The organism is Caballeronia sp. GAFFF2 (assembly GCF_023631485.1).
Taxonomy (GTDB): domain Bacteria; phylum Pseudomonadota; class Gammaproteobacteria; order Burkholderiales; family Burkholderiaceae; genus Caballeronia.
Map to the genome: position 1 here is coordinate 409,115 of NZ_JALQDA010000027.1, position 14,292 is coordinate 423,406.

Annotated in this window: 9 protein-coding genes; 3 read left to right on the plus strand and 6 right to left on the minus strand. The window is 63.4% G+C overall.

The genetic code is table 11. From position 1 onward, the window contains the following. Positions 1 to 7: 7 nt before the first annotated feature. Entirely contained in the window at positions 8 to 1,621 is a 1,614-nt protein-coding gene (locus NCT04_RS18260; protein WP_250466985.1) for a Na+/H+ antiporter, read from the minus strand. A gap of 131 nt (positions 1,622 to 1,752) precedes the next feature. On the opposite strand from NCT04_RS18260, the gene NCT04_RS18265 reads away from it, so the two are divergent. Next, a complete protein-coding gene (locus NCT04_RS18265) occupies positions 1,753 to 1,956 on the plus strand; it encodes a hypothetical protein (RefSeq protein WP_250466987.1) in 204 nt (67 codons plus the stop codon). 123 nt (positions 1,957 to 2,079) lie between these two features. Continuing rightward, entirely contained in the window at positions 2,080 to 3,918 is a 1,839-nt protein-coding gene (locus NCT04_RS18270) for a glycoside hydrolase family 15 protein (protein WP_250466989.1), read from the plus strand. Positions 3,919 to 3,980: 62 nt separating this feature from the next. On the opposite strand, the gene NCT04_RS18275 is transcribed toward NCT04_RS18270, so the two are convergent. Genes NCT04_RS18275 through bcsA form a run of 4 tightly spaced genes read right to left on the minus strand, consistent with a single transcriptional unit; the run spans position 3,981 to position 11,747 of the window. Then, complete coding sequence (locus NCT04_RS18275; RefSeq protein WP_250466990.1) at positions 3,981 to 4,259, minus strand: hypothetical protein; 279 nt, start codon at positions 4,257 to 4,259, stop codon at positions 3,981 to 3,983. Further along, positions 4,246 to 7,068, minus strand: a complete 2,823-nt coding sequence (locus tag NCT04_RS18280; protein WP_250466992.1) for a cellulose synthase subunit BcsC-related outer membrane protein — start codon at positions 7,066 to 7,068, stop codon at positions 4,246 to 4,248. Before NCT04_RS18280 ends, NCT04_RS18275 begins: the two co-directional genes overlap by 14 nt. After that, a complete protein-coding gene (locus tag NCT04_RS18285) occupies positions 7,049 to 9,361 on the minus strand; it encodes a cellulose biosynthesis cyclic di-GMP-binding regulatory protein BcsB (protein ID WP_250466994.1) in 2,313 nt (770 codons plus the stop codon). Before NCT04_RS18285 ends, NCT04_RS18280 begins: the two co-directional genes overlap by 20 nt. 13 nt (positions 9,362 to 9,374) lie before the next feature. Beyond that, positions 9,375 to 11,747, minus strand: a complete 2,373-nt coding sequence (gene bcsA / locus NCT04_RS18290) for a UDP-forming cellulose synthase catalytic subunit (RefSeq protein ID WP_250466996.1) — start codon at positions 11,745 to 11,747, stop codon at positions 9,375 to 9,377. A 375-nt stretch (positions 11,748 to 12,122) separates the two neighbouring features. On the opposite strand from bcsA, the gene NCT04_RS18295 reads away from it, so the two are divergent. Then, entirely contained in the window at positions 12,123 to 13,004 is an 882-nt protein-coding gene (locus tag NCT04_RS18295; protein ID WP_250466998.1) for an IclR family transcriptional regulator, read from the plus strand. Here the strand turns inward: NCT04_RS18295 and NCT04_RS18300 are convergent. After that, positions 13,001 to 14,074 carry a porin gene (locus tag NCT04_RS18300; RefSeq protein WP_250466999.1) on the minus strand — a complete coding sequence of 358 codons (1,074 nt, stop codon included), beginning with the start codon at positions 14,072 to 14,074 and terminating at the stop codon, positions 13,001 to 13,003. The two genes, NCT04_RS18295 and NCT04_RS18300, sit on opposite strands and share 4 nt — an antisense overlap. Between the last annotated feature and the right edge of the window lie 218 nt (positions 14,075 to 14,292).

The following is a 14,292-nucleotide window of genomic DNA, read 5'->3' on the forward strand; positions in this document are numbered from 1 at the left end:
CGGCGGTTTATCCTCTTGCGAGCAACGCCGAGACTTCCTGCAGATCGAACTCGCGTTCGAGCGAATGCAGCAGCGAATCGTGGATCAGGCCGCCGCGATGCATCTTGAGTAGCTCGGCGCGACCGGCCGCAAGGCCCGCGAGCACGACATCGTAATGAGCACGGCGGGCATCGACCGGAAAATCATCCAGCGACTGGAAGCGTTGCGAGAGGCTCGCCCGATACGAGTATTGCTCGAAGAGACGCGGATGGATCACGTTGCCCTGCGCATCGTGGACGAGCGGGCGGATTGCTTCGAGTTGCGCCGCTTCCAGGCGCGACCACGCTTGCGGCTCGCTCAGATGACGCTTCGAGCGCTCGGGGCCGCCTTGAATGGCGAGGAGGGCGATCAACGGGCCGATAGTCGTGCCCTGCAGCAGCACCGTGACCAGAATGACGGCAAAGCCCGCGAAGAGAATGAGGTCGCGTCCGGGCATCGAATCGGGCAAGGACAACGAGACAGCCAGCGTTACCACCCCGCGCATGCCTGCCCAGCCGATGACCGTGGCCGCGCGCCAGTTCGGAACGATAGCGTTCGGCTCACCGTCCTCGTTGCGGTCCTTTCGCCCGGTGGCGTGCCATATCGCGCTTTTGACAGCTTCCACGGCATAGACCCACACGAAACGCGACAGGACCACGACGGCGATCACCGCGCCCGTCGCTGGCGCGAGCAATTCGAAGGCGTTGCCTGCGCCGCCCAGACGCGTCACGATACCGCGCAGCGACAGTCCGATCAGCACGAACACGAGCGATTCCAGCACGAACACGACCACTTGCCAGAACGCCGTGCCGCGCATGCGCTGCGCCGCCGAGAAGACGTCATGCTGATGCCAGCCGACCACCATCCCGCACGTGACGGTCGCGATCACGCTCGAAACGCCCAGCTCTTCCGCCGCGATGTAGCTGACCCACGCGGTGAGCATCGATGTCGTGATGACGAGGTAATCGTCCTCGAGCGCGCGCAACAGCCGCACCGCGATGAATCCCGCCACCACGCCCACGATCACGCCGCCGACCGCGAGCACGGCAAAGCTGCCGAGCGCACGCGGCGCGCTGAACACGCCGCTCAATGCGGCGGCCACCGCAAAGCGAAACAGCACGAGACCCGCGGCGTCGTTGAGCAGACTTTCGCCTTCGAGCAGCACCATGAGCCGTCGAGGCAACGCGACGCGTTCCAGCACGGCCTTCGCGGCGACGGCATCCGGCGGGGATACCACGGCACCGAGCGCGAAGCACGCGGCCCAGGGCAGGGCGGGCACGACCAGATGCACGGCATAGCCGACCGCGAAGGTCGTAAAGGCGACCGCGCCTATGGCGAGCAGCATGATGCCGCTGAGATTACGCTTGAAGTCGTCCCATACGAAGAAATACGCGCCATACATCAAGAGCGGCGGCAGAAACACGACGAGCACGAGTTCCGGGTCGAGCTCGAAATGCGGCGTGCCGGGGATGAATGCCATGGCCGCGCCGCCCACCAACAGCGCGGCTGCGGGCGGCAGATTCAGGCGCCGCGCCAGCACTTCCAGCGCGATGATGGCGATGAGCGAGACAAGCACCAGATTGAATGCCGACACAGCATGCATGGGTAGATTCCTGGCGGATGGTGGCTATGTTGTGCCTTGCACGGACGGAAATCCGTTAATCGGCTATCTTCGAGTCTTGGCGACCGGGCGTTTTCGCGTGCCGGCAACATCGTATCCGATTGGGAGCCTGGATGAAGCGAAACACGTCTGGAGTGGCAGTGGTGGCGGTGCTCGTGGCCGTCGTCGTGGCGGCAACGGTTTATATCGCGAGCTTCGGCAAGTCGTCGCGGCATGCCGAACTAAATGCCGAGCCGGCGCAAGCTCTCGCCATCGAAGCGTCCGCGCCGATGGCCAGCGGTGCGTCGGAGGCCGACGCGCGCACTGCGGCGCGTTAGATGTCGACCGACATACGACAGAAGGACGACAAAAACGGGAACGTGTCTTGCGTGTTCGGCGTGATCAGGCAGACCGACCGACTCGCATTACACACAGGCTGAAGTCAGGCCAAAGGCATTCTCATGGGCCATCCATCCCAAGAAGTTCCGCCTAAAAAGATTCCCATCGATGCACGCGGCATGATCGGCAACATGAAGACGTCCGCTCTCGTGTCGTTGCGCGGCGCCATCGACTTCATGTGCTTTCCGCGCATCGATTCGCCGACGCTCTTTGCCGAGCTTCTCGATGGCGAGCACGGCGGCGCATTCGCGATCACGCCAAGAGAGGAGCAGGCGAACGTCAAGCAGATGTATCTGCCCGAAACGAACGTGCTGCTCACGCGTTTCATGACGCACGATGGCGTATGCGAATTGCTCGATCTCATGCCGGTGCCATCGGGCGAGGCGAGAGTCGATGCCGTGCCCAACTGCGTCATGCGTATCGTGCGGCTCATTCATGGAACCATGACGCTCGATGTGCGTTGCGCGCCGCGCTTCGATTACGCGCGCATTCGCCATGGCGCGCGCGCAGTGACGAAGGGCATCGAATTCATTCCGGACGACAAGACCGCGTCCGTCCAGTTGCTGGCAAGTGTCCCGCTGGACATCCAGGATAACGACGCTCACGCCACGCTCGAATTGAAGGCTGGCGACTCCGCATGCTTCGCGCTCGGCGCAGGCGACGACTTGCAAAAGCTCGAATCGAACTTCGAGAGCATCCTTGCCGAGACCATCGATTATTGGAAGGAGTGGTCGTCGCGATCGACGTATCGCGGACGTTACCGCGAAGTCGTGTTGCGTTCGGCCCTCACGTTGAAGATGCTCAGCTCGGACGAGTTCGGCGCTATCGTTGCCGCACCGACCTTCGGCTTGCCGGAGTCGCAAGATGGATCGCGTCGCTGGGACTATCGTTTTACATGGATACGCGATGCCGCGTTCTCGGTCTATGCGCTGCTCAGACTCGGCTACACGGGCGAAGCGGAACGCTTTATGAAATGGATTGGCGAGCGCAATCGCGATTGCAGTTCGGACGGCTCCTTGCGCGTGATGTATGCCGTCGATGGTGAAACCGCGCTCGAAGAAGCGGAGCTCAGGAACTTCGCCGAAGCCACGCAGGCGAAGGTCGTGGTCGGCAACGAGGCGCGCGAGCAGATGCAGCTCGATGTCTACGGTGCGTTGCTCGATTCGCTATATCTCTACAACAAGTACGGCGCGGCTATCTCGTATGAAGGCTGGAAGCATGTGACGCGTACCGTCGACTACGTGGTCGAGCACTGGCGCGAAGCCGATCACGGTATCTGGGAGTTTCGCAACGGCACGCGTCCGTTGCTGCATTCGCGGCTCATGTGCTGGGTCGCGGTGGATCGCGCGTTGCGGCTCGCGGAGAAGCGTTCGCTGCCTGCGCCGCTTGCAAAGTGGTTCAAGACGCGCGATGAGATTCATCGCGACATTCACGAGGAGTTCTGGAACGAGGAGTTGAAATCGTTCGTGCAGACGCCGGGTTCCGCGACGCTCGATGCCTCCACGTTGATGATGCCGCTCGTGCGTTTCATCGGTCCGAAAGATCCGCGCTGGGTCGGTACGCTCGATGCAATCGGCCGCGAATTACGTGTCGATCCGCTGATTTTTCGCTATACACGCGGCTCGACGCTCGATGGATTACCGGGCCTGGAAGGCGGCTTCAGCGCATGTTCGTTCTGGTATGCGGAAGCGTTGGCGCGCTCCGGCCGTGTGGATGAAGGCCGGCTCGTGTTCGAGAAGATGCTCGCATATGCGAACCATGTGGGGTTGTTTTCGGAGGAAGTGGCGACCAATGGCGAGGCGCTGGGTAATTTTCCACAAGCGCTGACGCATCTGGCTTTGATCAGCGCGGCTTATCAGTTGGATCGGGATCTGGACCGGGTGCACGTGGCGTGGACTTGATGCTAGCTTGGCCACGGCGCGACATCTGAGCGTGTGGCCAGCAACCAATATCGAGGCCAGATTCAAATGATTGCCGCAGCCCCTGAGCACGACATCAGGATATTGCCGCTACAAACAAAAAGTTTGCTAATTTGTGTTATGTAAAGTAATAAGTTGCCCGCCTTATCAGCTCGTCTGTCTTCAGCCAAAGCACCACGACAACCGCCAGCGCAAATCAACTTCGTCGCGCCGAAGCGGACAAATCCATCATCAAAACGGTCGCGCGAAACGTCATCGACACGCCGATCGCCCACAAACCGTGACCGACGTGCCGAAGCCCCAACCGCATCACCGCGATTCATCAAACGCCAGCCTCGAATTCCGCGCACTTTGCGGCAAATCACGACTGAACACCGCGCTGCGCGGCGACAAAAAGTACCGCACGTATGCAATGGCGGCAATTTGCCGGTCCCGTCCAGGCGTTACGTTGACATCGGCAAGCGCACCCACTTGCCAGCGCGAAGTCACCTGCAGCGCGCCCGCAAGTTGAACGTGCGCGTAAGGCCCGCGATCGTTGCTGCCGCTGCAATCGATCACCACGCCCAGTTTCGCGGCCTCGGTCGTCGAGCATGACCCCATCGATTGCTTCGAATAATTCCAGCCGCTTTCAATGTTTCCCGAGACCTGCCAAGACCGGCCTTCCTTCGATAGAAACTGAAGCGCCGCGCCCACGCTGGTCGATCTCTGCGGACTGTAATAGCCGCCCTGCGTCGGCACGAAGAAGTTCTCGTTACGCCGATAGCCCAGGTAATGCAGCGCAGGCCCGATGCTCAAATAGTCGAAGCCCGGCGCACGCAAGTCGTAGCTCGCCGCGACATCGACGCCTAAGCCTTCGTTACCTTGGACCTCATGGCCCGTCAGCCAGTCCAGATGACCGCCCGCGCTGACGTTCCAGCGCTCACCGATCTGCCAGCGCGCGCTGCCGCCCGTCGTGGCACGCGTGACGCGGCCCCATTCGAAGACGTTCGCGTTGGGATTCGTGCCGTCAAGACGCACGGTCTCGCCGCGCCAGGAAAGCAGCGAATCGCGCACCGGCAGCGCCGCGGCATAGGCCGACCACGCGCCCCACGACGTCGTCTGGCCGACGCCCGCCTCGCCCTGCAACGATGCGCCGAACGGTCCGCCCTGCGTGGCGCCCGCCATCGCATGGACGTCGAGGCGATCGTCGCCCAGACGCACGGTCTGTGTGAGCTTGCCCTGCAATTCTTCGGCGTTGACGTTGCCCGTGCCGCTGTTCAGAAACAACTGGCGATAGCGCAGTTCGTATGAGCGCGATGCGTCGAACCATTCGGCATCGAGCGTCGGCGAAAACACCGTCAAGCGGTTCTCGCCGCGCGTGCCCGCGTGATTCGCCCAGCCCAAACCGGCGGTGATCGACGGCGCGTCGATGCCGGTGAGATCGGCGGGCAGATAGTGCGCGATGCGCTGCGCGTCGGCGTTGCCCGCAATCGCATTGCGCCACATGCGCTCTGCTTCGACGAACTGCTTCTGGTAATAGAGATGCTGCGCGTCGAGCGCCGCGGTGTACGCGGGCAACGGCCCCGTATCGGCGCTTTCGGTACGCGTCGCGCGATGACCACGCCCTTGCGCTTTCGCACTCAGCGCAATGCCCTCGGCGCTGTCGTCGTCATGATGTTGCTGATAGTTCGCCTCGAACACGCGCTCCGCTTGCGCATAGTCGCCCAGCGCAAAGAAATTCCAGCCGCGCAACGGCTCGACGCGTTCATCGGCCGCGCCCGCGTCTTGCGCGGCGTCGAGCGCCGTCAGACTATCGCGATAGCGCGCTTGCCGGTACGCATCGCTTGCACGCGCCATGGCAACTTCCGCGCGCAGCGCACGCGTACGCGAATCGGTTGCGAGCGAGGGTGACTCGATCAGGCGCTCGGCATCATCGAGATCGCCTTGCGCCATGCGTACTTGCGCGAGGCCCAGCATCGCGTCGTTCAAGGTCGCTTTGTCGCAGTCGCTCGCGAATTCGAACCATTGCGCGGCTGCGACGTAGTCGTTCTGTGCGAGTTCGAGCCAGCCCGCGCGCATGGCGGACGGCCCATCGCGCGAGTCGCGGATCGACGGCGCGAGTTCGGCGAGCGTGCGCTTCGTGCTTGCCGCGTCCGTCGCCCATGTCGATGATGCATCGAGCACGCGCGCATTGCGCAGGCGCGCGAAATCGCGTGCGGCGGGCTCGCCGCGAGTCCCTTGCTTCCATTCAATGTCGATCAATGCGTCGGCCTGTGCGGCGGGCAACTGCTGCGTCGCGCGCTGCAGCGTGACCACACGATTCACATCGGACGTGCAAGCGGCGACTATCGGCCGATAGAGCGCGTAGACCGCTTTGTCATCGCCCGCGGCGGCGAGCAGTTCGCCCGCTCGCCATGCACGGTCGATGTGCGCACAGCCGAACGCATCGGGGTCGCTGGCAATCTGCGCGCGCAGCAAGGCGACATCGCCCGCGAGCGAGCGCTGGATTTGCGCGTCACGCTGCTGACGGGTGCGTTCTGCGACGAGGCTCGCGGGCGGTGACCACGCAGGAAAACGCCGCTCGACGCGTGTGAGCATCGCGTCGAAATCGGCGAGGCGCCTTGCGTGCAAGAGGTTCCAGAGCGGACGCTCGTCGGGCGCGCCGGGCGCTTTGGTGGCGGGCGTGCGCATGCTTGAAGCGTGAGCCGCCGTCGGATCGCCGGACGGCGTGCGCGGCATTGCGTGCACGAGAACGTTCGTTTGAGCTTGTTGCTGGACTTCCTTGATGGTGCTCGTCGAGTTCGCGCTGTTCCTCGCGTTTGCCGCACTCGCTGCGCCCTTCACGCCTGGCGCACGCGTTGAACTGGCCGCGTTAGCCGCACTCGCGGCCACTCCCGGCATGACGCCACGCTCCGCCGAAACCACGTTCCCCTGCCCGCCTGCCGCGACCGCGGCGGACGGCAACGCGGCAACGCAAAGCAATGCCGTCGCGAGCCGCGCACCTACGGCCGGTGTAAAGCGCGCACGGTGGCGCGGGATGTCGCGGCCCATCCTGTATGGATCGCGCGGACCGATGACGCTCATCGACATGGCCGTTTCCCGCACGAGCAATTCGGCGAGCGCATTGCGCCGATCAGCTTCTCGAATCGACATGATGCTTGCGGTGATAACGACGCAACAGCAACGCCGTGAGCGCCGCGAGCATCGCAAGCGCCCCGGCCAGCACGCCGTAAGCCATCCACGGATGCGCCGACACTTCGTAGCCGATATGATCGAACGCGCCGATCTCGCCGACTTCGTAGCGACGGCTCACGCGCGTCGTCCAGAGCGCGTCGCTGTCGAAGCTGACGACGCTCACGTCGCCATCGAGCGATCCCCAGTGCTGCGGCGCGATCAGCTGCTGCACGCCATGCAGCAACTCGGCAGGCGTCGCGGCCGTTAAAAGCGTGGTCGTCGCGGTGGTTTTGCTCGCGGCGCTGCGATACTGCATCACGAGCAATTGACGCGACAACTTCATATCGCCGTCGAGCACCATGTCGGGCGCGATGTCCGCCGCGTAGGCCGGCTTGCCGAACACGCCCGCCACGCGTGCCCAGATGCTGTCGGCGAGCGTGGGCTCGGCCGGTGCGGGCTCGTTGCTCGCAAAGCGCATGGACTTGCCCGGCGCCCACGGCGCGCCGTTGAGCGCCGCGCGCGGCAACTCGGCGCCCGCGCCGACGACGATGGTCTGCCGGCCCACGCCCGGCACGCCCGCCGTGATTTGCGCGGCGGTCAGCGGCCTGCCCTGTTTCTGCGCGAGCTTGCCGAGGAGCGACCACGCGGCGTTCAGCGTGTCGTCGTCGCGCGCGTTGAGCTGAATCGCGAGATCGGCGCCATTGGCGCGGCGCGTGTATGGAAAGCCGCTTTCCGCGAAACGCCGAAGGTCCGGCAGATTCGTGAAGTGCAGCATGGGCGGCAGCTCGATGGAGGAATCGTCGAACAAGGACAGTTGCAGATTGGCCGACTGACGCAGCGTGCAGCGATCGGTCACGAGCGGCACGAGCACCGGGCGCAGCGAGAGCACGTTGGCACCCGGCTGGAAGCGCTGCAACGGCACGGACACGCGATAGCGGTTGACCACCGCGCCCTGCTGCTGATCCAGCGCGACGGCTTGCACGAAGCGGTCGTTCAGGTACAGGTTCAGCACCGAGTCCGAACGCATGCGCGCGCCTTCGGCAAAGTTGAGCGTCAGCACGGCCTGCGCGTTTTCCGGCGCGTAGGCATCGGCGGGTAAGGTCAGTGTCACATCGGCGCTTGAGCCCACACCGAGCGTCGTGCTGCGGAAGCCCAGATCGCGCAGCGAGTACGGCTTCGTGCCGGACAGCGCGTCACCACCCTTCGCGCCGTCCATGCGCGCTTCCGTCAAACCGTCGGCCGTCATTTCGGCGCGGCGCGGCAGCGGCAGTTCCGCGTGCGAGAACACGCGCGCGGCCAGATTCACTTCTTCATCGGTACGTCCCGCGACGAGCAGCACGAAATGTCGCGGATCGTCGGGCTTCGGATAGACGCCGAGAAACGCGCCGCCGATACGCTCCAGCATGGCTGCATCGAGATACGGCGCAAGCGTGTCGCGCTTGCCGATCAGGAGTACGTCGGCGTTGGCGAGCGACGCGAGATCGAGGCCACGCAACATGCCCGCGCCCTCGCCCGCTTGCGCATCGAGCACGCGCAGATCGGCATTCCTGTAACGCAGCCGCAACGCGACGCCCTGAGCAAGCAGACCGCCGCTCGAAAGCTGCGAGTCCGTCACCGGATGGACTGCGTTGACGATCGCGATGGAGCGCTGCGCGTTCTGCTTCGGATCGATCAGATCGTCGAGCGTGGCAAGCTGCGGCGGCGTGCTGGTGAGCGGGCGCAATTCCGTATCGACGGCAAAGGTCGACGCGCTGGTATCGACTTCGGTCCATAGTTCCGGCGCATTCGGTTCTTCGCAGTTCTCGGTCGAATGCTGCGCGACCTGGAAGGTCAAATTGTTATAACCGGCGCGCAGCAGTTCGGCGGGCACGCGAATGTCGGCAGTCAGTTCCGGCTGACGCGGCGAAAGAGGAAACTGTGCGATTGCGCGATCGTTGACGCGCACGACGAGCTGCGAGCGTTCCCCGAGCAAGGACACCGAGTTGGACGCGACCAGATGCAGCGTCGCGCCGCGCACCGCTTCACGCGCAGACACGGGCACGCTGACCGAACGTGAAGCGGACGCGCCGACGATACGCATCGGGCCCGACAGATTCGCGTAGGTCGCAAGCGACACGGGCGACGATGCCGCCGTCGCGTTGGCGGTGGCGTCGGCATTGGCCGCGAGCGGCGCGGATGCGGCTTTCGGCGCATGCGATGCCGCCTCTGCCGTCGCGCCGAAAATCGCGCACGCCGCCCAGCCGGCAATCATGGTTTTTCGAATGGCAAACATGGTGAAGATCCAGTCAAGACTTCGCTTGCGTGACGACGCCACGCAGATCACGCCGTCGCTGCGACAACCGTTTCGCGACATAGCGCAGGAGCGCGGTGAAAAAGGTCCGGTAGTGCGCGAGCGCGTGCACGGTGCCGAGCCGCACGACGAGGCCGAGACCTCGCCGGATGCCGATGCGTTTGTTGCGGCCGTCGCGGAAGCTGCGCCAGCGGCCGCTGTCGCCATAGACGAGCGACACGCGGTCGCTCAAGCCTTCGACGCTGCGATCGGCGAACTCGACGCCGACCGCGCACGTGCCGTCGCCGCGCTCGAACACGCCGCGCACGATTACCGGCAACTGGCTGTGGCAACCGCGCGCGGCATCGAAGGCATCGAGCGTCGCGGGCGACCCGCGCGGAATGGAAGACTCGGCGTCGAATGGCACGATGAGCTTCGCGCCGCCTGCCGAGAGATCGACGATATGGCAGCCGAACGCCGGAGAAAACGAGCGGACGGGTGTTGCCGCATCCGTGTTGGCGGACTCCGGCAGCAGAAGCGTGCCGGCAATGTCGGCGGGTACGCGCGGCGCGACGCGGCGCTGACGGCGTTCGTATAGCACGCCGATACACGCATTGAGCAGCACGAGATTCAGCACGCTCCACGCAACCGACGAAGCGATCACGCCGCGCTGCGTGGCGCCGTCGATCAGACGCCATACGCCGACGATGGCGGAAATCAGCACGCCGAGATACATCGCGTAGAACGGCCCGGCGAGTTCGGAGATCTGATCCGCGTCGCTTTGCTCGCCCTTGGGCGTCACGTTGAAGGTGGGCGCGCGCGGATTGAGCAGCACGGCGATCACGCCGCGCAGCGAGAACAACGACAGCAGCATTTCGTAGACTTCGGAGATGAGCGTCCAGCGATACTTGCCGAAGAGATAATCCGTCGTGAGGATCACGCCGGCCATCTGCGGCAGACCGTATGCAAAGAACTCGGGCAGCGTCGCGTTATAGAACTGCAAACCGAACAGCAGATACAGTGCGGGCGCGAGCAGAAACACGACGCGCGCATAGCAGAAGAACCAGAAGAACGCGTTTGAAAAGTAACAGATGCGCTGCGCGAGCTTGAGCCCTTTCATGCGCAACGGATTGCGAAAGAGAAGAAGCTGGATCATGCCCTGCGCCCAGCGCACGCGCTGAACGACGAAGCTCGCGAAGGTTTCCGGCTGCAATCCGGCGATCAGCGGTTCGTTCAGATAGGCGCTCCGATAGCCGCGTGCGTGCAGCACCAGCGCCGTTTCCGCATCCTCGGTAATCGACGTGCCCGTAATGCCGCCAATCTCCATCAGACACTTGCGGCGCAGCACCGCCGCCGAACCGCAGAAGAACGATGCGTTCCAGAAGTCGAGACCGCGTTGAATCACCGAGTAGAACATCTCGTTCTCGGGCGGCATCTTGCCGAACATGCCGAGGTTCTTTTCGAGCGGATCGGGATTGCTGAAAAAGTGCGGCGTCTGCAACAGGAACAGCTCACTGTCGCGCTGAAAATGACCGACGGTCTTTTCGAGGAAATCGGCGGTCGGCACGTGATCGGCGTCAAAGATCACGATGAGTTCGCCGCTGGTTTTGGCGAGCGCCGCGTTGATGTTGCCCGCCTTAGCGTGCTCGTTGCGCTCGCGGCTCAAGTACTGTGCGCCATGCCGCGCGGCGAGCAGGGAGAGCGTCAAGGCGCGTTCCTGCGCGGCGGCAGCCTTGACCGGATCGGTCTGCGTGCGCTTTTGTTCGGTGCCGCCATCGTCGAGTAAGTAAACGTTCACGCGCTCGCGGTCATAGCGCATGTCGAGTGCGGCGCGCAGCGTGATCTCGAGCATCTCCGGCGGCTCGTTGTACGAAGGCACGTAGACGTCGACGGTCGGCAGCGGGCCGGCCGAGCGGTTCAACGGCACGCCTGGGCGCTCCAGCGCCCGGCTATTGACGAACAGACCGCCCAGCGTCAGCACGATGCCGTAGAGCTCCGCGCCGTACATCATCATCATCAGGATGAAGTCGGCGAAACCGTTATAGCCAAGTGTCGAGGTGGTGCGCCAGCAGACGTAGCGCATCGAAAGGAAAGCGGAACACAAGAGGAAGAAGAGCCGCGTGTGTTCGATGAAACGCGAGCGGCGCAGCACGACCATCACGGCGAGCGTGGCGAACGCCAGGCAAAACTGCGCTTCGAGGTCGATGCGAACCATCGCCAGCACGGCGACGACCGCGAACGCCGCGACGCATGCCACGACGATGACCCAGGTCGGCAAGCCGTCGGGCCGTCGAGGCGGCGGCGCGTGTTCGACACCGACGCTCGGCATCTCGCGCGCGGGCGGCCGCAATGCACGCGGCGTGAAATTTAACCTGGTCGTTACACTCATTAATCTCGCCCGCGTTGATTCGATTCAAGGCACGGGTCCTTAAGACCGTGCGTTGCCCCATTGGCATCGGCGCGTTCCGCCCACACGGAGAAGAACCAAGGAGAACAAGGCGCCTGATTCACTTATCGGCAGGTCGCAAGAAATCCTGAGCAAACGTTTCCTGGGAAAGAGCGGTTCGGTTTGAAAATGATTTTTATATGAAAGAAGTACCGACATTCGCTTGTGAAAAGCGTGGAAAGCACCTTTTCGGTGCTCTCGATATCGGGGGGCGCGCAGGTCGAATCGCAAACGCGCACTTTCGACGATCGGCCTGCCTAGTCAGCCCGCGCGTTATCATTGCCATCTCTCGAATAACAATGAAGACGACCGCCGATCATGGCTTCAGGCAGACAAGATGAAACCGACGCGGACTTCCGCCCCGACGGGGAAGCGGACGCGTCCACGGCAGGCGCCAACTATCTCGTGCCAGGGCTCGAACGAGGCCTGCGCATTCTCGCTGAATTTTCGGCGCGTGAGCCGGTGCTCGGCGCGCCGGAATTGTCGCGCCGCATCGGCATTCCGCGCACGACCACGTTTCGCCTCTTGCAGACGCTCGAATCGCTCGGCTTTCTCGAACGCGTGAATGGCGACCGCAATTTCCGGCTGGGCGTCGCGGTCTTGCGACTCGGCTTCGAATATGTGAACTCGCTCGAACTGACCGACTTTGGCACACCGCTGCTTGAACGCCTGCGCGATGCCACCGGCCTTTCCACGCATCTGCTGATCCGCGATCAGTGTGACGTGGTCTTTATCGCCAAGGCACAGAGTCACGAGCGCATGTTCAGTTCGGTGAAGGTGCAGGTCGGCACGCGCCTGCCCGCTCATGCGACCGTGCACGGTCACGTACTCATGGGCGACCTGACGCGCGAGGCGCTTCGCACGCTTTATCCGGAAAAGCGGCTCGAGCAGTACACGGACCGCACGCCCGTTACCGTCGATGAACTGTACGAGCGCGTCCGCGAGTGCGCGACGCTTGGCTATGGTCTGAGCGAGGCGTCGTTCGAGCGCGGCATTTCGGTGGTCACGGCGCCGGTGCGCGACCGCGCGGGTGCTATCGTTGCGGCCGTCACGGCGACCGTGCCGCGCTCAGACATCGGGCGGGACGAGGAGAAGCGCCCGCTTATCGAAGCGGTGTGCGGCGCGGCCATCGACCTGTCCGCGCGGCTGAACTACCGCCCATCGCCCGACGATCCGACCGCGCGGCTCCTCTCCCGCTAGAACGAGTGATGAATGCCCGCGAGCACGATCACCTGATTGGCCGTGCTCGACACGCCCGCCGTGAAGAACGCCGCCTTGGCGCCCGACGTGGCGTGCTCGTAGAGCGCATTGACGTATAGCTGCGTGGACTTCGACAGCAAATAGATCTCGCCGATTTCGAATTGCGTCCAGCGTCCGCCCGCGAAAGTCGTGGTGGCCGCGCCGCCCGCGATCCAGTTGTCGGGCATGAGCTTGTAGGTGAGACCGGCATCGTAGGACTGGAACGTGTTCGAGAAGCCATTCGATTCCAGCTTCACACGCGTATAAAGCCCATGCACGAGAAACTTGCCGATCTCGTATGACGCGCCCGCGCCCATCACTTCCTGCTTGTCCGCCACGTAACTCGCGGATGCAACGCCCTGGAAGGTGTTGATGCCCGTCGTGACGATGGACGGGGTGCGGTTATGCTCGTTCGCGTAAGTCGCGGCCGCCTTGAACGGACCGTTTGCATACGAGACGCCAAAACCGAGGTTCCTGCCCGTGGAAAAGTTCGTCGTGTTGCCTAGGCCCATCATCGCGCCGGCGGAAAAGCCATAGAAGTTCGCCGAGCGGAATTTGACCGAGTTGTCGTACGGCACCACGCCCGTATCGGCGAGTTCGTCGAGATTGCCCGGATGGAACGCGTACCAGCTTGCCGCGAGATAGGCCGTCGAAAGCGGTCCGAGCATGTCGAAGCTGAATGGCGTCTGATGCCCGAACGTCAGCGTGCCCACGTTGTTCTGATCGAGACCGAGGTAGGCTTGCCGATTCCACAGCGTGTTGGCCTTCGCGAAGGTTCCGGTATTCGTATAAAAGCCGTTTTCGAGTTGCGCCACCGCCTTAAGCCCGCCGCCCAGATCCTCGACGATCCGAAAGCCCCAACGATCCGGCTGCATGTTGCCCTGCTCTTCCATCCACTTTGGATGTCCGCCCACGTTGTTCACGTACGCGATCCCGGCATCGAGGCTGCCGTAAAGCGTCACTGTACTTTGCGCCGCCGCGCCGGTTGCGATCCCGGCTCCGAGCAGCCCCGCTGCGATGATGTGCTTCACCCTTCGTCCTCCTAACCGTGTGGTTCAAGAGCGGACCCGTTCCGCTTCTTTCCTTTGCCGTTTCATAGCGCTTGACCGCAACCCGGACGGCCTTCGATGACCGTGCTTCGGAAGGCATCGCGCCGATCCATGGTTGTGTTCCATATATGGATCAACGTCCTGCCTATGGAAAGTATAGTGAGGTTTTTAGCGCGGAAATAATAATTTTGCGACGCGGT